The organism is Kitasatospora sp. NPDC032121, from assembly GCF_055580145.1.
In genome coordinates this window covers 15,117-35,211 of sequence record NZ_JBVILX010000031.1, presented here as the reverse complement: position 1 = coordinate 35,211, position 20,095 = coordinate 15,117, and the positions used below count along the sequence as shown (strand labels likewise).

Below are 20,095 nucleotides of genomic sequence, written 5' to 3'. Positions count from 1 at the left end.
GACCGGGTGGACGACCCGACGACCACGGCGCCCGTGTCGGCGCCGGTGCCGGAGACTGCGCAGGAGGCGGCCCTGGAGGCCGCCGGCCTCGGCAGGAAGTACCGGGGCGGCTGGGCGCTACGCGACTGCGACGTCACCGTCCCGGCCGGGCGGATCTGCGGCGTGGTGGGCCCCAACGGCGCGGGCAAGAGCACCCTGCTCTCCCTCGCGGCCGGCCAACTCAAGCCCACCGAGGGCCGGTTGCTGGTGCTCGGAGCCCCGGCCGGCGCGCCCGAGCTGCGCGCCCGGGTCGCCTATGTGCCGCAGGACAAGCCGCTCTACCCGGGCCTCACCGTCGCAGAGACCATCCGGATGGGCCGCGAGCTCAACCCGGTGTGGGACGAGATGCTGGCCCAACAGATCATCGACCAGGGCGAGTTGAACCCCAAAGCGCGGATCGGTTCGCTCTCCGGCGGCCAGCGCACCCGGGTCTGCCTCGCCCTCGCCCTCGGCAAGCTCCCCGACCTGCTGCTGCTCGACGAGCCGATGGCCGACCTCGACCCGCTCGCCCGGCATCAGCTGATGGGCACCCTGATGTCGGCCGCCGCCGAACGCGGCACCAGCATCGTGCTGTCCTCGCACATCCTCCCCGAACTGGACGGCGTCATCGACCACCTGCTCCTCGTCCAGCGCGGACGCATCCGGCTGGCCGGCGACCTCGAGGAGATCCTCGACGGGCACCGGCTGCTCACCGGGCCGGCCGCCCGGGGCGCCTGCCTGGCCGCGGAGTCGGTGGTCGAGCAGCGCGTCAGCGGCCGCCGGGCCATCGCCCTGGTCCGCACCGGCGACCCGCTGGACGGCGAATGGGAGAGCGAGCGGCCGAGCCTGGAGGACCTGCTGCTCGGCTACCTCCGCGGCCCGGCCGACGGCCCGGCCGACCGGAAGAACCCGAACGAGGTGGCCGTATGAGCACGAGCGTCCTGCCCGACCGCGCCACCGCCCGGCCCGCCCCCACGGCCCCCGGCCTGCGCGGACTCCTCTGGCTGGTGTTCCGTCAGAACCACTTCCTCCTCTGGGTCTTGGGCGTACTGCTCGTCCTGGCGGTGGCGGACCTCCTCTGGATCCACATCGCCTGCGGCCGCATCGTGGACACCCTGCGCCGGACCGGCTGCTACTACCCCGAGTCCTGGGACAGCGCCCAGTGCTGGAAGCTCGTCCAGCCGCTCGACCGGCCGAACTTCTGGTACCTCCAGGTCCTCCAACCCGCCGTCGCCGCGCTCCCGTTGCTGTTCGGCATGTTCGTCGGCGCCCCGCTGCTGGCCCAGGAGTACGAACGCGGCACCATCCGCCTGATCCGCGCGCAGTCCGTCGGCCCGATCCGCTGGCTGGCCGTCCGCCTCGCCGTCCCCGGCCTCGCCGTCCTGGCCGCCGGCGGCGCGATCGCCGCGCTGATGACCTGGGTGTGGTGGACGGACATCGTGCACGGCCCGGTCGCCTTCGACCCGCCGTTCCAGGCCCTCACCTACCCGGCGCTCGGCCTCGCCCCGGTCGCCTGGTCCCTGTTCGCGCTGGCCCTCGGCGTCCTCGTCGGCCAACTCGTCCGCCGCACCGTGCCGGCGATGCTCCTCACCGGCGCCCTCGTCGCCGTCGCCCACGGCCTCGTCCTCTGGGCCCGCCCCTTCCTCTACCCGGCCGTGGACCGGGTGGCCGACCTGCGCACCACCCAACCCACCAACTCCTGGCTCCTCGACCGCGGCGTCGTCCTCCCCGACGGCACCCGCGTCAGCACCAGCGCCTGCAGCTTCCACTTCAGCACCGACTGCGACGGCGCCTCCGCCTCCTGGCTCCGCTACCACCCGGCCGACCACCTCGTCCCCATCCAACTCGTCGAAGCCGGCATCCTCCTGACCCTCACCGCTCTCATCCTGCTCACCGTCTTCCGCTGCATCCGCACGTAGGGCCTGCCTCTTGGATCCTTGCCGGGTGCCCGGCGCCCCACCGCCGGCCCGGCCGAGCGGAGCGACACCAACCGCGGCCAGGGCCCGATTCACCGAATCGGGCCCTGGCCGCGGTGCGTTGCGGCCCCGGACGGCTGTGGGTGGCGGGTGGGAGCATGGTGCTCCTGGGTGCGTGGAGCGGACGGAGCGGGCGGTTGGGGGAGCGGCGGCGGGTCGGGGTGGTGCTGGCCGAGGCGGAGGGCTTGCGGGCGGCGGCCGGGGCGGTGGTGGCGGATCACCGGGAGGCCGTGGAGCAGGTGCGGCCGGCGTACGTCGCGATCCGGGACCGGTTGGTGGGGGAGGAGTTGGGGGCCATCCCGGTCGCGCGGCTGCGGGACGTGACCGAGGGGCGGCTGCGGGTCGGGGCGCTGGAGGCGGCCGGGCTGGGGACGGTGCGGCAGGTGCTGGAGGCCTCCGGCTACACCCTCCGGCTGATCCCCGGCGTCGGGGCGCAGACGGCGGCGCAGGCGCGCGCCGCGGCCGGGCAGCTCGCCCGGGCGGTCGAGCAGACGGTGGCGGTGCGGCTGGACGTCGAGCGGCAGGACCCGCTGAGCACCGCCTTGGTGGTCGCGCTCCAGCGGCTGGTGGCCGCCGGGCCGGAGGCGAGGCGGGCCCGGGAGACCGCGGAGCGGGTCCAGGCCGAGGTGGAGCCGCTGGTGGCGGCCGCGCGGCCGGCCCGGGGGGTCCTGCGCGGGCTGTTCGCCGGCCGGGAGCGGCGGGCGCAGGCGCGGGCGGCGGTCGAGCGGCTGGAGAAGCTGCTGGTCGGGTACCGGGCGCAGGAGGTCCCGGTGCTGCTCGCCCAGGCCTCGGTCGACCTGCTGCGACCGCCGCTCGACCCGATCGAGGCGTGGACGGACTTCGAGCTCCGCTCGGCCGACTACTACGGCGTGCTCGGCGGGATCGTCGAGGAGGCCGGGGTCGAACTCGCCGCCGCCGAGGGGTTCCTGCCGGAGGAGCTGTCGGACCGGGTGCGGGCCGAGCCGCTGGACGACGCCCACTGCCGGGTCTCGCTGCGTGGCTACCAGGCGTTCGGGGCGCGGTTCGCGCTCGCCCAGCGACGGGTGATCATCGGGGACGAGATGGGCCTCGGCAAGACGGTGCAGGCGATCGCCGTACTGGCGCACCTGCGGGCCCGGGGGAGCACCCACTTCCTGGTGGTCTGCCCGGCCGGCGTCCTGGTCAACTGGATCCGGGAGGTCGAGTCCCGCAGCACCCTGAGGGCGTTGCGGGTGCACGGCCCGGAGCGGGAGGCGGCGCTCGCCGAGTGGCTGCGGGACGGCGGGGTCGCGGTGCTGACCTTCGACGGGCTGCGCCGCCTGGAGGCGGCGGAGGTCGCGGAGGCGGTCACCGTCGGGATGGTCGTGGTGGACGAGGCGCACTTCGTCAAGAACCCCGCCGCGCAGCGCTCCCGGGCGGTGGCCGCCTGGGCGGAGCGGGTGGAGCGGGTGCTGTTCCTCACCGGGACGCCGATGGAGAACCGGGTGGAGGAGTTCCGCACCCTGGTGCGGTACCTGCGGCCGGAGCTGGTGCTGCTGGTCGAGCAGGGTGCGGCGGCCGCCGGGCCGGCGGCCTTCCGCAGGGCGGTCGCCCCGGCGTACCTGCGCCGCAACCAGCAGGACGTGCTCACCGAGCTGCCCGAGGTGGTGCACGTGGACGAGTGGGAGGAGTTCTCGCCCGCCGACCTCGCCGCCTACCGGTCGGCCGTCGCGGCGGGCAACTTCCCGGCGATGCGCCGGGCCGGGTACGCGGACCCGGCGGAGTCGGCCAAGCTGAGGCGGCTGCGGGAGATCGTCCGGGAGGCGGCGGACAGTGGGCTGAAGGTGGTGGTCTTCTCGTACTTCCGGGACGTCCTGGCGGCCGTCCGAGCCGCCCTGGGGCAGCGGACGTTCGGGCCGATCGACGGCTCGCTGGGCGCGGTGCGGCGGCAGGAGACGGTGGACGGGTTCAGCGCCGCGCCCGGGCACGCGGTGCTGCTCTGCCAGATCCAGGCCGGCGGCGTGGGGCTGAACATCCAGGCGGCCTCGGTGGTGATCCTCTGCGAGCCGCAGGTCAAGCCGACGCTGGAGGACCAGGCGGTGGCGCGCTCACGCCGGATGGGGCAGGTCCGCCGGGTGCGGGTGCACCGGCTGCTGGCGGTGGACAGCGTCGACCAGCGGATGCTGGACCTGCTGCGGGCGAAGGGCCGGCTGTTCGACGACTACGCGCGGCGCAGCGAGGTGGCGGAGTCGACACCGGAGGCGGTGGACGTGTCGGAGCCGTCGCTGGCGGCGCTGATCGTCGAGGAGGAGCAGCTGCGGCTGGCGGCTGCCCATGGATGACCGGTGGCGTCCCACGGACGAGCGGATGGCGGTCAGCCGTCCGCGAGCGCGCGCAGGTAGGTGAGGACGGCGCGCACCCGGCGGTGGCCGGTGTCGGGGGTGGGCATGCCGAGCTTGCCGAAGATGGCGCCGATGTGCTTGTTCACCGAGCTCTCGGCGAGGAAGAGGAGCCGGGCGATGGTCGGGTTGTTGTGGCCCTCGGCCATCAGGGCGAGCACCTCGCGCTCGCGCGGGGTGAGCGCGGCCAGCGGGTCGGGTCCTGGGCGGTGGGCCATCAGCTGGGAGATGACCTGCGGGTCCATCGCGGTGCCGCCCTCGGCGACGCGCTCCAGTGCCTGGAGGAACTCCTCGGCCCGGCCGACCCGGTCCTTGAGCAGATAGCCGACGCCGGTGGCGCTCTCGGCGAGCAGCTCGGCGGCGTAGGCGCGTTCGACGTACTGGGAGAGGATCAGGACGGGCAGCTCGGGCAGTCGGCGGCGGGCCTCGACGGCGGCGCGCAGGCCCTCGTCGCGGAAGTCCGGTGGCAACCGGACGTCGAGCACGGAGACGTCGGGGCGGTGGTCGAGCAGGGCTGGCAGCAGGTCGTCGCCGTGCTCCACGGTCGCGCACACCTCGTGCCCCTCGCTGCGCAGCAGCAGGACCAGGCCCTCGCGGAGCAGGGCGTTGTCCTCGGCGATCAGGATCCGCACGGGATCTCCACTTCCAGGATGGTCGGGCCCCCGGGCGGGCTGGACAGGCGGGTGGTGCCGTCGAACGCGGCGACCCTGCGGCGCAGGCCCGCCAGCCCGCTGCCGGCGCCCTCGACGGCGCCGCCCCGGCCGTCGTCCTCGACCCGGACGGCGATCGTGGCGGCGGTGATCCGCAGCCGGACCAGGGCGCTGCGGGCGCCGCTGTGCCGGGCGACGTTGGCGAGCGCCTCGGAGGCCACGAAGTAGGCCGCGGCCTCGGCGGCGGCCGGTGCGCGCGGCGGCGGGTCGGCGGAGGACGGGGAAGGAGGGGAGGACAGGGAAGGAGGGGAGGACAGGGAAGGAGGGGAGGACAGGGAAGGAGGGGAAGGCGGGGCGGGTGGCCAGGGCGGGGTGTCGGGGTGCTCCCCGGTGTCCAGCTCGACCCGGGTGGGCACGGCGCAGCGGTCGGCGAGCGACCGTACGGCCTCGGCCAGGCCCCGGTCGGCGAGCAGCGGCGGGTGGATGCCGCGCACCAGGGCGCGCAGTGACTCCAGGGCCTGCTCGGCGACGAGTTGGGTGGAGTCCACCAACGCGGCCGCCTGCTCGGGGCGTTGGTCGAGCGCGCGGCGGATCATGCCGAGCCGGAGCGAGACCGCCACCAGGTTGGCCTGGGCGCCGTCGTGCAAGTCCCGTTCGATCCGGCGTAGTTCGGCGGCGTGGGTGTCCAGCGCCTCGGACCGGCTGGTGGTCAGCTCCTGGACCCGCCGGGCCAGCGAGGTGCGGGGCCGGGCGACCAGCAGCCGACGGGAGCTCCGGGCGTGCAGGTCGGCGGCCGGCGGCAGCACGGTCACGGCGACCGCGGCGTAGCCGACTCCGCCGACCGCCGCCAGGAGGGCCACCGGCCAGGAGTCGACGGTCAGCAGGATGACGGCGTCGCGCTCGCCCGGCAGGAGCCGCCACCACACCGGCGCCGTCAGCCAGTTGAACGCATGGCTGCACAGGGTGAGGGCGGCGCCCGACAGGACCGTCCCGGCGGTGGCGTGGGCGAGCAGCCACAGCAGGTCCTGGCGTACGGCCGGATCGCGCACGGACGCGCGGTCGCCGTACGGGGTGCGCGGCCGTTCGCCGCCCAGTCGGCGGCCGACCAGCCGCCGGTGGAACTCGGCGCAGTGGCGCAGCAGTCGCAGGGTCGGTGGGAGGAACGGCAGGCCGAGGCCGACCAGGCAGAGGGTGAGGAGGACGAGCAGCAGGCAGAGTCCGGCCAAGGCGGCCAGGCCAGTGCCGAGACAGAGGAGGAGATAGCCGGCGGCAGCGGGGAAGCGACGCACGGAGGACCGGGCGGCGGACCGGACGGTCGACCGGACCGTGGACGCGTCAACCCTGGGCGCCCGCACGACTGTTCAGTGCCTCCGAGTCTCCGGGTCTCCGAGCCGACTTTCCGATCACCCTAACACCGGCTCCGGAAGCGGCCGTCGGAACCGGCCGTCGGCTGCGGCCCGGAAGCGGCCGCCGGCCGCGGCCCTTCCCCCGGCGGCGAGGGCGCCTCCACAATGGGGCGGTCGATCACGGACGGAGGGGGCCGACGTGGAGTGGCTGCTGGGGATCGGTGGGGCCCTGCTGCTCGGGGTGCTGACCAACCTGGTGTACGACTTCGCCAAGTTCGGCGGCTCGCGGCTCGGCTCCCGGGTACCGGCGCCGCGGGTGCGGCGGGCGAGCCTGACGGCCGCGGCCCGGGCGCACGACCTGCGGGCGGACGGGCTGGCGCCGCTGATCACCTGGTCGGTGGCCCGGCCGCTGACGCCGGGCACGCTGGTGACGGCGCACCGCGGGCGGGTCGAGCGCCCGCACGTGCTGGACGCGGTCGGCTGGGCCGACGAGGTGGCGCGGCAGCGGGCGGCCGGAGCCGCGGGCCGGACGGCGTACGTTTCGCGGCTGACGGTCGATCACGGCGAGCACGGCGGCGCGCGGGTCTGCGAGGTGGACATCGCGGAGAGCGACTACGCGGAGTGCATGGCCACCACCCGGCTGGGCCGGGAGGAGCCGGAGGTGGCCCGGCTGCTGCGCGAGGCGCTGGACGAGGGCCTGACGAGCTTCGTGGCCGTCGCGCCGCCCACGATGGTCAGCGCCTGCGTCGCGGTGCGGGACCGGCCGGGCCGGCTGCTGCTGCTCCGCCGCTCGCTGGCGGTCAACACCTTCCCGGCGCAGTGGACGGTCGGAATCAACGAAACGATGAAGTACCGCGACGAGCCGGGCGCCGCCGAGGACTTCTACGGGCTGGTCCGGCGGGCACTGGAGGAGGAACTGGGACTGCTGCCGGAGGACGTCGGGCCGACCGTGATCACCTGGCTGGGCTGGAGCGAGCCGGCCTCCTGCTACACCCTGGTGGCCACCGTCCGGTCCCGGCTGGAGGCGGCCGAGATCGACCGCCGCCGCGAGGCCTGCCACAGCACCTTCGAGCACGACATGGCCGTCTGGGTGCCGTTCACCCGCCGTACGGTCTCCGAGCTGGTCGAGGGCGGCACCTGCCCGGACGGCTCCCGGCGCTGGTCGTACCTCGCGCCGCTGGTGGCCTGGGAGGCCTGGCGGGCGGCGCAGCAGGAGCGGGCGTAGGCACGGCGCGGGCGCGGGCACGGAGCGGACGTGGACCGAACGCGGGGAACGGCGGTTCCCGAGAACGCCCGTTCCGCCATGACACGCACCGCACGGACGGGCCCCGGTCAGCCGACAACGGTCCGCCAGTCCGCCGGACCACTCGCCGGGAGGTGTCCGGGCAGGCCCGGGGTCCAGCGCTTGGTGCCGTCCGGCAGCACGGCCAGCGCCTCGACGCCGGGTCGGCGGGCGGCCCAGGTGAGGGCACGGTCCGGACCCATGGCGAAGGCGGCGGTGGCCCAGGCGTCGGTGCGGGCGATGCCGGTGCCGGGGGCACCGACCAGGGTGAGCGAGAGCAGGCCTTCGGCGGGGCGTCCGGTGTGCGGGTCGAGGATGTGGGCGCCGCGCTCGGCGGTGCCGGAGGTGGCCACGGCCAGGTCGTGGCCGGCCAGGACGGCGGCCAGCAAGCCCGGCTGCCGGGGGTCGGCGATGCCGATCCGCCACGGCCCGCCGGCGGTCTGCACGTCCCCGCCGCCGCTGACGCAGTACTGCCGGGCGCCGCAGGAGCGCAGCAGGGCGGCCGCCTGCTCGACCGCCCAGCCCTTGACCCAGCCGCTGGGGTCGAGCCGGCCTCCCGGCCGCCCGGTGAAGTACCCGTCGGTCTCGGCGGCCACCTCGCGGCAGGCGGCCAGGACGGTGCGGACCTCCGGATCGCAGTCCTCCGGGACGAGTTCGGCCCGGTCGAGGCGGCTGATGTCGCTGTCCGGCCGGTACGTCGAGAACACCGCGTCGATCCGGTGCAGCCGCTCGGCGATCCGCTCCAGCACGGCCGGGGTGCCGGGACCCGGGTCGCGCACGGTGATCGAGAAGACGGTGCCCATCACGGGCTCGGCGTGGCTCAGCACGGGCGCCTCAGCCCTTGGCCCGGTCGAGGGCGCTCTGCAGCGAGCGGACGTAGCCGTCGCTGGTGTAGGTGGCGCCGCTGACCACGTCGATCCGGGCGCTCTGGGCGGCTATCGCCTCCTGGTTGAGGATCGGCAGCGCGGAGCCGTTGATCTCCAGGTCGCGCCGTTCGGCGGTCGGGTACTTGACCACGTCGACGGCGGTGATCCGGCTGCCCGCCAGGGTGACCTGGACCTGTACCGGGCCGTACCGGGTGTTGACGGTGTTGCCGCTGACCTTCCGGGTGGCGCCCGAGTCCGATCCCGACCCCGAGCCCGACCCCGAGCCCGTGGCGGACGCGGAGGCGGACGGGCCGGGGGAGGCGGCCGTGCCCGACGGATCCGAGACGTCGGACCCGGCCCCCGGGGCGGCCCCCGATCCGATCACCGGGGCGGGCCCGGGAGCCTCGTGCGGTTTGAGGGACAGCAGCAGCACCACCCCGGCCGCGGTGGCGGCACTGGTGACGACGGCTCGGCGCATGGAATCAACGCTCCTCGGGTGCTCAGGTGCATGCTCGGGTGCTCGGTAAGAGTTGCTCGGCAAAGAGGCGCTCGGTAAGAGGCGTTCGGCAAGAGGCTCTTGGCAACGGCCGCTCGGAAGACCGAGCGGGCTCAGAAGGAGAAGCTCTCGTGGTGGATGCGCCCCGGCCGCACCCCCGCCGCCCGCAGCGCGCGGACGGCCTCCTCGGTCAGGGAGTCCGGGCCGCACAGGTAGACCTCGTGCTCGGCGAGGTCCGGGACCAGCCGGGCCAGCGCGGCCCCGAGGTCACCGACCCGCTCACGCGGGCCGACCAGCTCGTGCACCGTCGCGCCGCGCCGCCGGGCGATGTCGGCCAGCTCCGCCCGGAACAGCACGTCCTGCGGCCGCCGGGCCCGCTGGACCAGGGTCAGCTCGCCCGGCAGGGTCTCGAACAGGGCGCGCAGCGGGGTGATCCCCACCCCGGCGCCGAGCAGCAGCACCCGGCGCTGCCGCAGCAGCCGCCCGGTGAACGCCCCGTACGGGCCCTCGGCGCGCACCCTGGTCCCCGGGCGCAGGGCGGCGACCGCTGCGCTGTGCCCGCCGAGGTCCTTGACCGTGAAGCGCAGGAAGTGCGGGTGCGCCGGCGCGGACAGCGAGTACGGGTTGGCGGCCCAGCGCAGCCCGGGCGCCTGGAACTGGAGCCGGAAGAACTGGCCCGGCTCGGCGCGCAGTTCGTCCAGCCGCCGCCCGCTCAGGAACAGCGACACCACGCCGGGGCCCTCCGGCCGTACCTCGGCGACCGTCAGGCCGCGCCGCCGGTCGAGCAGCCACGGCCGCAGCAGCCGGAACCAGCCGACCAACGCCGCCGTACCGAAGTAGAGCGCGTACCAGGCGGCCTGGCCGGGGCCGCCGGCGAGGTCGGCGCCGGTGGCCAGCTGGTGGGAGAAGGCGAGTGCCACCGCGAGGTAGGTCGCCAGGTGCAGGTAGTACCAGGCCTCGTACGGGAGGCGGCGGCGCGCGATCCGGGCGGAGACCGCGCCGGTGCCGAGCAGCAGCAGGGTGCCCAGGGTCGCCTTGATCATCTCGGGGTAGTGGAAGACGAGCTCCACACCCTCGCCGACCAGGCCGCGCCCGTCGGTCAGCGCGTAGCCCCAGACGACCGTCAGCACGTGCACCGAGACCAGGGCCACCATCCAGCGCCCACCGAAGGCGTGCCAGCGCGCCAGCCGGTCCGCACCGACCCCGCGCTCCACCGGCGGCAGCCTCGCCATCAGCAGGAGCAGCACGGGCGCCGCGTAGCCGGCCAGCAGCCCGGTGATCCGGCCCGCGCCGGTCAGCCAGCCGTCCGCGCCGACCACCGCCGGCGTGCCCTTCCACCACAGCGCGAGCACGCCGAGCCCGCCCACGGCGATCAGACCGAGCGCGGCGCGCGGGTCGAGGGCGAACAGCGGACGCGGCGCCGCCCGGTGGCCCCGGCGGTCGGGGGCCGGCCGGGGCCCGGGCCGCGGCTTCGGCGCGGCGGCAGTGGTCATCGGGAACCTCCTCAGCGCCCGGCGGCGGGTGCCGCCGAGGCCGACCACGATCGCACCGCAAGCTCTGAGTAGGCTCTGAACCGGGCCGCCCGCGGAGCCCGCCCGCGTGGGCATCGGCGCAGGTCGGAGCAGGTGCGAAGGCTGCCGGGCCGATGCGGAGGTCTCACCGGTTTCTCATCGGGACCGGCCAGGATGAACCATGCGCAGCACCGACCCGAGGAGCCCTGTGGACCCGAGGAGCCCCGTGGACGAGACCGTCGACCGCCCCGACTGGCGGGTCCTGGTCGTCGACGACGAACCGGACCTGGTGGAGGTGGTCAGCGGCGCCGTCCGCTACGAGGGCTGGCAGACGCGCGGCGCGACCACCGGCCTGGCCGCCGTCGAGGCCGCCGCCGCCTGGCGGCCGCACGCCGTGGTGCTCGACGTGATGCTGCCCGACCTCGACGGCCTGGAGGTGCTGCGCCGCATCCACGCCGAGCAGCCCGAGGTGCGGGTGCTCTTCCTCACCGCCCGGGACGCCGTCGAGGAGCGGATCGCCGGCATCGCGGCCGGCGGCGACGACTACGTGACCAAGCCGTTCAGCCTGGCCGAGGTGGTGGTCCGGCTGCGCGGCCTGCTGCGCCGGGCCGCCCCGCCCGCCGCGACCGGGCAGCCGCCGCCGCACGCGCTGGTGCTCGGAGACCTCGTCCTGGACGACCGGGCCCGCGAGGTCACCCGGGGCGGGGAGACGGTCGAGCTCAGCCCGACCGAGTACGCGCTGCTCGCCCACCTGATGCGCCATCCGCGGCAGGTGCTCAGCAAGGCGCAGATCCTGGACGCCGTCTGGTCGTACGACTTCGGCGGGCAGGCGCACATCGTCGAGCTGTACATCAGCTACCTGCGCAAGAAGGTGGACGCGGGCCGCAGTCCGATGATCCACACGGTGCGTGGCGCGGGGTACCTGATCAAGGCGGCGACGTGACGACCGTACGGGCTGGTGCCGAACCGGCCCGCGCCGTACGGCCGGCGCCCCGCACCCTGCGTGCCGCGTTGGCGCCCCGCACCCTGCGCGCCCGGCTGATCGCCGGTCTGCTGGTGCTGCTCGTCGCCACCTGCGCCGCCGTCGGCCTCGCCACCACCGCCGCGCTGCGCCACTTCCTGGTCGACCGCCTGGACCAGCAACTCGCCGAGTCCGGCGGCCGCTACGCCGCGAGCCTGGAGCACACCGGCCACGGCGCCGGCCCCGACACCCGGGCCCAGACCCCCGGCACCCTCGGCGTGCGGCTGCTGGACGGGCGGGTCACCGCCGCGGGCGTGGTCGACGGGGACGCCGACGACATGGACGACCCCGGCGACGAGGACGACCGGGTCACCTTCACCCCCGACCGGCAGCACGCGCTGGCCGCCCTGCCCGTCAACGGCCCGGCCCGCACCCTCGACCTCGGCGGAGCCCTGGGCCACTACCGGGTCCGCGCGGTCGCCGGACGGGACGGCGACGTGCTGGTCAGCGGCCTGCCACTGCGCCCGGCCGAGGAGACCGTCGAGCGGCTGGCCACCCTGGAACTCACCGTCTTCGCGATCTCCGTCGCCGCCGCCGGCGCGGCCGGGGCCGCCTGGGTCGGCTTCTCGCTGCGCCCCCTGCGGCGGGTGGTCGGCATGGCCGAGCGGGTCAGCGCGCTGCCGCTCGCCCGCGGCGAGGTGCTGCTCGCCGAACGCGTGCCCGACGACGACCCGCGCACCGAGGTCGGCCGGGTCGGCGCCGCGCTCAACCGGATGCTCGGGCACGTCGGCGACGCGCTGGCCCGCCGCCACGCGGTGGAGGAGCGGCTGCGCGGCTTCGCCGCCGACGCCAGCCACGAGCTGCGCACCCCGGTCGCGGCGGTCCGCGGCCACGCCGAGCTGGCACTGCGCCACCCCGGGCCGGTGCCGGCGGAGGTGCGGCACTCGCTGGAGCGGATCGACGCCGAGGCGCTGCGGATGGGGGCGATCGTCGAGGACCTGCTGCTGCTCGCCCGGCTGGACGCAGGCCGCCCACTGGCCGAGGAGGAGGTGGACCTGACCCGGATCGCCCTCGACGCGCTGGCCGACGCCCGCGCCGCCGGGCCGGACCACCGCTGGCGGCTCGCCCTGCCCGAGGACCCGGTGGTGGTGCGCGGGGACGGGCACCGGCTGAGCCAGGTGGTGGCCAACCTGCTGGCCAACGCCCGGACCCATACCCCGCCCGGCAGCGAGGTCCGGCTGCGCATAGAACGGTCGGACAGGCAGGTCGAGTTGAGCGTCACTGACGACGGTCCGGGGATCGCGCCGGAGCTGGCCGAGCGGGTCTTCGAGCGCTTCGTCCGGGGCGACCGGGCCCGCTCCCGCGCCACCGGCTCCACCGGGCTCGGACTGGCGATCGTCCGGGCGGTGGTCCGGGCGCACGGCGGCACGGTGGAGGTGGCGAGCCGGCCGGGGCACACGGCGTTCACCGTACGGCTGCCGTGACGGCTGCCGCTGCGGATGCCGTCGCTGTTGCCATTGCTGTCGCCGTCGCCGTCGCCGTTGCCGTGTACGACGGCGGTGACGCCACCGATCCGCCCCCGTCTCGTTGACCAGACGGCGCACGGTGTCGGCGGAGGCGGAGACGGGGGAGCGGGCATGGCGGGGAGCGGGTCGGCGGCGGTGGACAGGTCGCCGGAGCTGGCGGAGTCGTACCGGGTCTGCGAGCGGGAGGTGGCCGGCCACCTGGCCTCGCTGCGGGCGATCAGCGACGCGCTGCCGCCCGAGGTGCGGCCGTACTTCCACGCCATCAACGCCTTCGCCTCCCGCGCCGACCGGATCGCCGACGACGCCCGGCCGCACCCTGATCACGGCGACGCCCACACCGACCGGGCAGCCGCCCGAGCCGCCCACACCGACCGGGCAGCCGCCGACCCCGCCGAGCGCCGACGCCGGTTCGCCCGCTGGCGGGCCGACACCCTGGCCGAGCTGGCGGCCGGCCACAGTGCGCACCCGCTGCGCCGGGCCTTCGTGGACACCGTGCGGCACTGGGAGCTGGACCGGGCGCTGGTCGAGGAGTTCCTGGACGCCACCGGGGCCGACGGTGCCCGCCCGCCCGCCTTCGAGACCCACCAGGACCAGCGCCGCCACCTGCGCGGCGTCGCGGGGACGATCACCGAGCTGTGGGCCCCGCTGCTGGGGGCGCGGGGCCCGCGGGCGACGGGTGCGCTGTCCGCGCTGGGGGAGGCCTGCCAGCTGGCGGACATCCTGGAGGACCTCCCGCTCGACCTCGCGGCCGGCCGCTGCTATCTGCCGCGGGAGGACCTGCGCCGGCTCGGCCTGACCACCGCCGACCTCGGCCGGAGCGACCGCCGCGTTGACCGCCTCAGTGACCGCCTGGACGACCGCCTGGACGACCGCCGGGACGACCGGAGGTCCGCCCTGGACGAGCTGGTCGAGAGCCAACAGGCCCGGATGCACCGCCTGTTGGAGAAGGCCCTGCCCGCCACCTGGCTCGTCGCCCCCGCCTGCCGCCCGTTCCTGCAGACCGTGCTGCTCGGCGCCCAGCTCCAGTACGACGAAGTGACCTTGGTGGGTTCACGCGTCCTGATCGACGGCCTCACCCCATTGAGCCCCGACGGCAGCACGCCCCGCCGCCGCACCCGGTCCGTGAACGCAGAGGGCGCGCCCGCCCACGTCGCCGTGATCATGGACGGCAACCGCCGGTGGGCCGAGGCCCGGCGGCTGCCCGCCCGGTACGGCCACCAGGCCGGCCAGCGGGCCGCACTGCGCCTGGTCAACGCGGCGCTGCGGCTGGGCGTCCGCCACCTGAGCCTGTACGCGTTCTCCACCGAGAACTGGGACCGCCCGCCGGAGGAGCTGACCGCCCTGTTCGACTCGCTGGCCGACGGCCTCGCCCGCAGCGCGGAGGGCCTGCACGCGCTCGGCGTGCGGATCCGCTGGTGCGGCCGGCGGGACCGGGTGGACGAGTCGCTGGCCTCCTCGATCGCGCTGGTGGAGAGCCTGACGTCCAACAACGGCACGCTGACCCTGACGGTCTGCGTGGACTACGGCGGACGCGAGGAACTGGCCGCTGCGGCACGGGGCCTGGCCGCCGAGGCGGTGGCCGGCGGGATCCGTCCGGAGGAGATCGGCCCGGCCGACCTCGCCCGGCACCTGTACCTCCCGGACCTCCCGGACGTCGACCTGCTGATCCGCACCTCCGGGGAGCAGCGGATCAGCAACTTCCTGCCCTGGCACCTCGCCTACGCCGAGCTGCTGTTCGATTCCACGCCGTGGCCCGACTACGACCTCGCCCGGCTGCGCGAGGCCGTCCGCGCCTACGCGGCCCGCGAGCGCCGCTTCGGCGGCGGCGTGCCCGCCCAGTCCCGGAAACCCGGGAAATCCCGGAATCCCCGGAAGGCCCAGGAGTCCGCGGAACCCCTCGGCGACCGGCCCGCTACGGCTGCTGCTCCTTCACGGCCGGGGGAGGGGTGTACACCCCCTGCGCCGTGACGTACGCGAGCACCGTGTCCACGGTGACCGGGTGCGCGCCGAAGTTCGCGGTGTAAGCGTCCACCGCCTCCTGGGTGGGGCGCAGCGGGACCCCGCTGAGTCGGACCTGCATCGGATGCCCGGCCGGCACCGGCTGGGCCGTCAGCTTGCCCTCCGCCAGGCCGCAGCGGAAGGCCGAGCGGTGCCCCATCTCCGCGCCGCCGACCTCGCACCGGCCGGAGCCCAGACCGTCCTGGATCGCGCCGGCCAGGTTGACCACCCGGTAGTCGCCCTTGGAGGTGCGCACGGAGACCCCGCCGTCCAGCGCCCCGTCGCCGCGCGCCTTGGGCGGGTTCGCGAGGGACGGGTCGCCCTGGGCCGAGCGGATCGGCAGGTGGACGGCCGGGCCCCGTTCGTCCAGCACCATGCGGGCCGGGGCGACGACGTCCACCATCGCGTGGAAGCGGTCCAGTTGGGCCTGTGCCTCCGCGGTCCAGCGGACCTCCACCCAGCCGTCGGTGAGCGTGCCCAGTTTCCCGGCGCGGTCGGTGCCGCCGTCGACGGCACCGGCCGCCGTCCCGGTGAGCCAGCCCAGTAGCGGGCCGGCCAGTGCCGCGCCCAGCATCGAGCGCCGCGTCGTGCTCATCGTCCCGATCCGTCCTTCCCGGGCCGCCCAGTACGGACCCGGGACCGATCATCCGTCCACCGGCCGTCCCCGAGCGGGGCGCGGAGGGTGAAACCACCCGTGTGGGGGGAGCGGGGAGCAGCCCCGAGTGGTTCGCCCGGGAGCGGGAGCCCCCCGGGACCGCTGCCCGCCGGGTGTCCGCTCCGGCAACCGGGCTTCCCGCGCTCGGGGCCCGGGCCGCGTTCCGACCTCTGCCACCACCCCTCCACCCCAACTTGAACGCGTTCAAAGTCGTGCGCCATGATGAGGGAGCGCGAGAACACCCCCGCCGCGGCCTGCGGCGAAGGGCGGTCCCGTGCTGCCAAGTCACGCTCCGAATCCCCGTACCAGACCACGGAGTCGACCGTGCGACACCTGCTGCAACGCCACCCCTTCGCGATGCGCACCCACTTCGCGCACTCGCTCGTCCTCACCTACGCCCTGCCGCCCCACCTGCTCGCCCCGTTGGTGCCGCCCGGCCTCGCCCTCGACACCTACACCGACCCCGACGGCACCGAGCACGGCTTCGTCGCCGCCGCCGTCGTGGACACCCGGGCACTGCGCCCCGCCGCGCTGCCCGCCCGCCTCGGCCGGGACTTCATCCTGACCGGCTACCGGGTCTTCACCCGCTTCCCGACCCCCGGCGGCCGCACCATGCGCGGCCTGCGCATCCTGCGCTCCGACACCGACAGCCGGATGATGACGCTCGGCGGCAACGCCTTCTCCCGCTACCGCTACCGGCACGCCCGGATCGGCACCCGGGTGGTCGACGGCACCCTGGAGTTCAAGGTGCTCAGCGGTGACGGCCACGCGGACCTGCACGTGCGCGCCGACCTCGGCAGCGCCCCCGCCGCCCTCCCGCCGGGCAGCCCCTTCGCGGACGCCCGCGCCGCGCGCCGCTTCGCCGGACCGCTGCCCTACACCTTCGAGTACGAGCCGCAGACACGCTCGATGATCGTGGTCAAGGCCACCCGCGCCCACTGGGACCCGGCCCCGGTGGCGGTCGAGGTGCCCCGGCTCACCTTCTTCGACCACGGCCCGCTGGCCGGCAGCCGGCCGGTGCTCGCCAACGCCTTCCACGTCGCCGGCCTCGACTACGGCTGGCACGCCGGAGAGCGCCGCAGCCTCACCGGAGCCGCCCGATGACCGCCCCCGTCCCGGCCGGCTCCCGCCCGGACGACCGGCGCCCGGACGACCGACGGCCCGGCAGCCAACGCCCGTACGGCCCCGGCCGGTTCGCCGCCTGCCAGGCCGCCCTCTGCCCGTCCACCGCGGGGCTCGCCGGCCCGCGCCCGTCCGGCGTGCGCGAAGTGGTCCGCTACAACTGGCCGATGTACGCGGCCGGAGCGCTCACCGTCGCCGCCGCCGGCGCGCTGGCCCGCCGGCTGCCCGGCCCCGCCGCCGCCCTCGCCCGGGCGGCCGCCGCCACCGCCGCCGGGTACCTCGCCGTCAGCATCCTCGCCACCTGGTGCGTCTACGACCGCTCCGAACTCCACCGCTACGACTGGCTGCCCGCCCTGCTGCCCGACGGCCCCGGCGACCACCTGGTGGTCAGCACCGGCCTGGACGAGGCCAGCCGGCCGATCGCCGAGCGCCACCCCGCCGCCCGCAGGCGGGTCGCCGACCTGTACGACCCGGCGCTGACGTCGAGCGGCTCGATCCGCCGCGCCCGCCGTCACGCCCCGCCCGCCCCCGGCGGCATCCCGGCCCGCCCGGACGCCCTGCCCGCCGGCACCGGCGAACTGGACACCGTGTTCGCCGTCTTCGCCGCCCACGAACTGCGCCGGCCCGCCGACCGCACCGCCCTGTTCACCGAGGCCGCCCGCGCCCTGCGCCCCGGCGGCACCCTGCTGCTGGTCGAGCACCTGCGGGACGCGGCCAACACCGCCGTCTACGGCCCCGGCGCCTGGCACTTCCTGCCCCGCGCCACCTGGCTCCGCCACGCCGCCGAGGCGGGCCTGCGCCCGGCCGCCGAACGCCGGATCGCCGGCCTGGTCACCGCCTTCACCTTCCGGAAGCCCGCACCGTGCCCGAACTGATCACCCTGGAAGCCCAGTTGCGCCTGGTCGGCGCCGCCCTCGTGACCGTCGGCCTGGTCCACGCGGTGCTGCCCCGCGCCATCGACTGGCCAGCCGACCTGTCAGGTACCACCCTGCTGACCCGCCAGGTCTCCTACGCCCACGTCTTCTTCATCGGCCTCGCCTGCGCCCTGCTCGGCCTGCTCCCGCTCTGCCTGGCCCCCGACCTGCTCGCCGGCGGCCGGCTCGGCGCCGCCCTGCTGGCCGGCCAGACCCTCTTCTGGGGCACCCGCTGGCTCTTCGAGTTCGCCTACTTCTCGCCCCGGTTGTGGCGCGGCGACCGCCTGCGCACCGCCGCCCACCTCGCCCTGTCCGTCCTCTGGACCTGGGTCACGGCCGTCTTCGCCGCCGCCCTCTGGCACGCCCTCTAGGAAACCCCCTGCCCCGTCACGCCCCGAGGCGGCGCAGCACCGCCGGCACCTGCCGGTGGCCGTCCACGTCCACCGGCAGGTCCGGCGCGTGGAAGGTGTCGCCGATGTGGTTGTTCACCGCCGCGTCGCTGATGAGCTGATGAACGGCTCCGCCGCGAGCATGGTGGTGGAACGGCCCTGGGCCGTCAGCGCCGGCACCTCCCGCTCGTGGCGGTCGCTGCGTCGGAGCTGAGGGCACGGTACGGGGGCGGTCGCCCCGTCAGGGGCTCGCCGGGTGGGCCGGGGTGCGGCGGGGCTGGGGCGGGAGGGGGAGGGTGAGGGCCTCGCGGGAGGCGGGCGGGAGCGCGAGGGCGGAGGCGGTCTCGGCGGGGAGGGGGCGCAGGCCGAGCAGGGCGGTGGTGAGGCGGGTGGTGGCGCGGTGCCAGTCGGGGATGCGCTGGAGCATGGCGTGGCCGCTGCCGGTGACGGTGTAGCCGCAGACCCGGGCGCCCGCGGCGCGGCTGCGGGCGGCGAAGGCGTGGGTGTCGGCGGGCGCGGTGACGGTGTCGCGGTCGCCGTGCAGCATCAGCACGTCCCGGCCGGCGAGCTGGTCGCACGGGTCCTCGGCCGGGCACCAGGGGGCGAGGGCGATCAGGCCGGTGACGGACGGGTGCCCGCCGGCCTGGAGCGCGGCGCGCCCGCCCATCGAGTGGCCGACCAGCACCGTCGGCACCGGCCCGAGCACCGCGGCCAGTTCGTCGAGCGCGGCGGTGGCGTCCCGCGCGGCGTCGGCCCGTTCGCCGTTCCAGCCGCGGTGGCGGTAGCGGACGGTCCCGATGGCGACGCCGGAGTCGGCGGTCGCCCGGGTGAGCCCGCGCAGGAAGCCGTGCATCCGCACCAGCGGGAGGTTGAGGCGCCCGGGCGGGGCGAAGTTGTGCTCCTCGCCGCCGTGCAGCACCAGGACGGCCGCCCGGGCCGTCGCCGGCCGGACCCGCCAGTGCAGCGCCCGGTGGCCCGCCGCGCGCTCCGTCGTCGTACCGCTCACTGCCGTACCGTCCCGTCCGTCCCGCCCCGTGGCCCGTCCCCCGGACCGCCACTGTACGCGGGCGGACGGCCGGACGGTTCACCCGAGGGAAGCATCCCGGACACCGGGCGCGAGCGGCCGGGGCGGGCGCCTGCTATCCACGAAGGTGGGGGGCCGGCAGCGCCCGCTCGTGGCGCCGTGTCACCGAGTGGAGGACTCCGTGGCTCAGCAGCTCGCTCTGTCCGTCGACTTCGGGTCGGGCTTCACCCAGGCCTGGTCCAAGATCGCCAAGTTCATCCCGCAGTTCATCGCTTTCCTGGCGATCCTCGTCATCGGCTGGATCGTGGCCAAGATGATCGCCAAGCTCCTCGACCGGGTGATGCGCAGGCTCGGCTCGGAACGGGTCGCCGAGCGGTCGGGGATGGCCGCCCACCTGGCCCGCTCCAAGTACGACATGACCGGCATCGTCTGCAAGGTCGTCTACTACATCGTCCTGCTGATGGCCCTGCAGTTGGCGTTCGGGGTCTTCGGCCCGAACCCGATCAGCGTGATGATCCACAGCATCGTCGCCTGGCTGCCCAGGGCCATCGTCGCCGTCGTGATCGTGGTGGTCGCGATGGCCATCGCCAACGGCGTGCGCGACATCGTGGGCAGCTCGCTGTCCGGTACCTCGTACGGCAAGGTGGTCGCCACCACGGTCTGGGCGTTCATCGTCGGCCTCGGTGTGATCGCCGCGTTGGGCCAGGTCGGGATCGCCACGGCGATCACCACCCCGGTGCTGATCGCCGTGCTCGCCACCATCACCGGCATCCTGGTGGTCGGCTTCGGCGGCGGTCTGATCCTGCCGATGCGCCAGCGCTGGGAGCGGTGGCTGGACGGCGCCGAGCGGGAGACCGCCCGGCTGCGCGGCAGCGCCTACCAGGCCGGCCGCTCCGACGCGCTGTCCAACCAGCCGATCCGGCCGACCACCCAGACCGGCCCGGGCACCCCGCCCGCGCCGGGCATCGAGGGCGACCAGAACCCCGGGTAGTGCGGGCTCGCGG

Annotated in this window: 18 protein-coding genes; 11 read left to right on the top strand and 7 right to left on the bottom strand. The window is 75.7% G+C overall.

The features are described from left to right. The first annotated feature begins 6 nt into the window (after positions 1-6). The 3 genes from ACZ5OX_RS37870 (at position 7) to ACZ5OX_RS37860 (ending at position 4,294) form a co-directional block, all read left to right on the top strand. On the top strand, positions 7-948 hold the full coding sequence (locus ACZ5OX_RS37870; protein WP_465636567.1) for an ABC transporter ATP-binding protein: 942 nt from the start codon (positions 7-9) through the stop codon (positions 946-948). After that, complete coding sequence (locus ACZ5OX_RS37865; RefSeq protein WP_465636566.1) at positions 945-1,937, top strand: hypothetical protein; 993 nt, start codon at positions 945-947, stop codon at positions 1,935-1,937. Before ACZ5OX_RS37870 ends, ACZ5OX_RS37865 begins: the two co-directional genes overlap by 4 nt. A 155-nt stretch (positions 1,938-2,092) precedes the next feature. After that, positions 2,093-4,294, top strand: coding sequence for a DEAD/DEAH box helicase (locus ACZ5OX_RS37860; protein ID WP_465636564.1), 2,202 nt, complete (start codon positions 2,093-2,095; stop codon positions 4,292-4,294). A gap of 32 nt (positions 4,295-4,326) precedes the next feature. On the opposite strand, the gene ACZ5OX_RS37855 is transcribed toward ACZ5OX_RS37860, so the two are convergent. Beyond that, entirely contained in the window at positions 4,327-4,983 is a 657-nt protein-coding gene (locus ACZ5OX_RS37855) for a response regulator (RefSeq protein WP_465636562.1), read from the bottom strand. Then, positions 4,971-6,356 (bottom strand): sensor histidine kinase, encoded by a 1,386-nt coding sequence (locus ACZ5OX_RS37850; protein WP_465636561.1) that lies wholly within the window; start codon positions 6,354-6,356, stop codon positions 4,971-4,973. The genes ACZ5OX_RS37855 and ACZ5OX_RS37850 overlap by 13 nt, the downstream gene beginning before the upstream one ends. Positions 6,357-6,546: 190 nt before the next feature. Between ACZ5OX_RS37850 and ACZ5OX_RS37845 the strand changes: the two genes are divergently transcribed. After that, positions 6,547-7,572, top strand: a complete 1,026-nt coding sequence (locus ACZ5OX_RS37845; RefSeq protein WP_465636559.1) for a hypothetical protein — start codon at positions 6,547-6,549, stop codon at positions 7,570-7,572. A 107-nt stretch (positions 7,573-7,679) separates the two neighbouring features. Here the strand turns inward: ACZ5OX_RS37845 and ACZ5OX_RS37840 are convergent, their stop codons facing one another. From ACZ5OX_RS37840 to ACZ5OX_RS37830, 3 genes are all read right to left on the bottom strand, one after another. Then, positions 7,680-8,432, bottom strand: a complete 753-nt coding sequence (locus tag ACZ5OX_RS37840) for an FAD:protein FMN transferase (RefSeq protein WP_465636582.1) — start codon at positions 8,430-8,432, stop codon at positions 7,680-7,682. Between the two features lie 31 nt (positions 8,433-8,463). Beyond that, complete coding sequence (locus ACZ5OX_RS37835) at positions 8,464-8,973, bottom strand: FMN-binding protein (protein WP_465636557.1); 510 nt, start codon at positions 8,971-8,973, stop codon at positions 8,464-8,466. 131 nt (positions 8,974-9,104) lie between these two features. After that, positions 9,105-10,484: a ferredoxin reductase family protein gene (locus ACZ5OX_RS37830; protein ID WP_465636556.1), complete on the bottom strand. Its 1,380-nt coding sequence runs from the start codon at positions 10,482-10,484 to the stop codon at positions 9,105-9,107. 199 nt (positions 10,485-10,683) lie between these two features. Here ACZ5OX_RS37830 and ACZ5OX_RS37825 point away from each other — a divergent pair, with 199 nt between their 5' ends. The 3 genes from ACZ5OX_RS37825 (at position 10,684) to uppS (ending at position 14,957) form a co-directional block, all read left to right on the top strand. Further along, positions 10,684-11,445, top strand: a complete 762-nt coding sequence (locus ACZ5OX_RS37825) for a response regulator transcription factor (RefSeq protein ID WP_465636554.1) — start codon at positions 10,684-10,686, stop codon at positions 11,443-11,445. Positions 11,446-11,501: 56 nt separating this feature from the next. Continuing rightward, positions 11,502-12,947: a sensor histidine kinase gene (locus tag ACZ5OX_RS37820; protein WP_465636580.1), complete on the top strand. Its 1,446-nt coding sequence runs from the start codon at positions 11,502-11,504 to the stop codon at positions 12,945-12,947. 153 nt (positions 12,948-13,100) lie between these two features. Beyond that, positions 13,101-14,957 (top strand): polyprenyl diphosphate synthase, encoded by a 1,857-nt coding sequence (uppS, locus tag ACZ5OX_RS37815; protein WP_465636552.1) that lies wholly within the window; start codon positions 13,101-13,103, stop codon positions 14,955-14,957. Here uppS and ACZ5OX_RS37810 read toward each other — a convergent pair. After that, positions 14,902-15,582 carry a hypothetical protein gene (locus ACZ5OX_RS37810; protein ID WP_465636551.1) on the bottom strand — a complete coding sequence of 227 codons (681 nt, stop codon included), beginning with the start codon at positions 15,580-15,582 and terminating at the stop codon, positions 14,902-14,904. The two genes, uppS and ACZ5OX_RS37810, sit on opposite strands and share 56 nt — an antisense overlap. A gap of 384 nt (positions 15,583-15,966) precedes the next feature. Between ACZ5OX_RS37810 and ACZ5OX_RS37805 the strand changes: the two genes are divergently transcribed. From ACZ5OX_RS37805 to ACZ5OX_RS37795, 3 genes are read left to right on the top strand one after another with little or no spacing between them, the layout of a single operon-like run. Then, positions 15,967-16,746: a DUF2071 domain-containing protein gene (locus ACZ5OX_RS37805; protein WP_465636549.1), complete on the top strand. Its 780-nt coding sequence runs from the start codon at positions 15,967-15,969 to the stop codon at positions 16,744-16,746. Continuing rightward, positions 16,743-17,639: a class I SAM-dependent methyltransferase gene (locus ACZ5OX_RS37800; protein ID WP_465636547.1), complete on the top strand. Its 897-nt coding sequence runs from the start codon at positions 16,743-16,745 to the stop codon at positions 17,637-17,639. The genes ACZ5OX_RS37805 and ACZ5OX_RS37800 overlap by 4 nt, the downstream gene beginning before the upstream one ends. Beyond that, positions 17,627-18,049: a hypothetical protein gene (locus ACZ5OX_RS37795; RefSeq protein WP_392878149.1), complete on the top strand. Its 423-nt coding sequence runs from the start codon at positions 17,627-17,629 to the stop codon at positions 18,047-18,049. Before ACZ5OX_RS37800 ends, ACZ5OX_RS37795 begins: the two co-directional genes overlap by 13 nt. A 259-nt stretch (positions 18,050-18,308) precedes the next feature. On the opposite strand, the gene ACZ5OX_RS37790 is transcribed toward ACZ5OX_RS37795, so the two are convergent. After that, positions 18,309-19,073 (bottom strand): alpha/beta hydrolase, encoded by a 765-nt coding sequence (locus ACZ5OX_RS37790; protein ID WP_465636545.1) that lies wholly within the window; start codon positions 19,071-19,073, stop codon positions 18,309-18,311. A 199-nt stretch (positions 19,074-19,272) separates the two neighbouring features. Between ACZ5OX_RS37790 and ACZ5OX_RS37785 the strand changes: the two genes are divergently transcribed. Continuing rightward, on the top strand, positions 19,273-20,082 hold the full coding sequence (locus ACZ5OX_RS37785) for a mechanosensitive ion channel family protein (protein ID WP_465636544.1): 810 nt from the start codon (positions 19,273-19,275) through the stop codon (positions 20,080-20,082). The last annotated feature ends 13 nt before the right edge of the window (positions 20,083-20,095 follow it).

Excerpts from the sequence above, each read along its gene's own strand:
- ACZ5OX_RS37800 (WP_465636547.1), top strand. The coding sequence starts at position 16,743 with ATGACCGCCCCCGTCCCGGCCGGCTCCCGCCCGGACGACCGGCGCCCG.
- ACZ5OX_RS37835 (WP_465636557.1), bottom strand. The coding sequence starts at position 8,973 with ATGCGCCGAGCCGTCGTCACCAGTGCCGCCACCGCGGCCGGGGTGGTG.
- ACZ5OX_RS37830 (WP_465636556.1), bottom strand. The coding sequence starts at position 10,484 with ATGACCACTGCCGCCGCGCCGAAGCCGCGGCCCGGGCCCCGGCCGGCC.
- ACZ5OX_RS37865 (WP_465636566.1), top strand. The coding sequence starts at position 945 with ATGAGCACGAGCGTCCTGCCCGACCGCGCCACCGCCCGGCCCGCCCCC.
- ACZ5OX_RS37860 (WP_465636564.1), top strand. The coding sequence starts at position 2,093 with ATGGTGCTCCTGGGTGCGTGGAGCGGACGGAGCGGGCGGTTGGGGGAG.
- uppS (WP_465636552.1), top strand. The coding sequence starts at position 13,101 with ATGGCGGGGAGCGGGTCGGCGGCGGTGGACAGGTCGCCGGAGCTGGCG.
- ACZ5OX_RS37840 (WP_465636582.1), bottom strand. The coding sequence starts at position 8,432 with ATGGGCACCGTCTTCTCGATCACCGTGCGCGACCCGGGTCCCGGCACC.
- ACZ5OX_RS37810 (WP_465636551.1), bottom strand. The coding sequence starts at position 15,582 with ATGAGCACGACGCGGCGCTCGATGCTGGGCGCGGCACTGGCCGGCCCG.
- ACZ5OX_RS37825 (WP_465636554.1), top strand. The coding sequence starts at position 10,684 with ATGCGCAGCACCGACCCGAGGAGCCCTGTGGACCCGAGGAGCCCCGTG.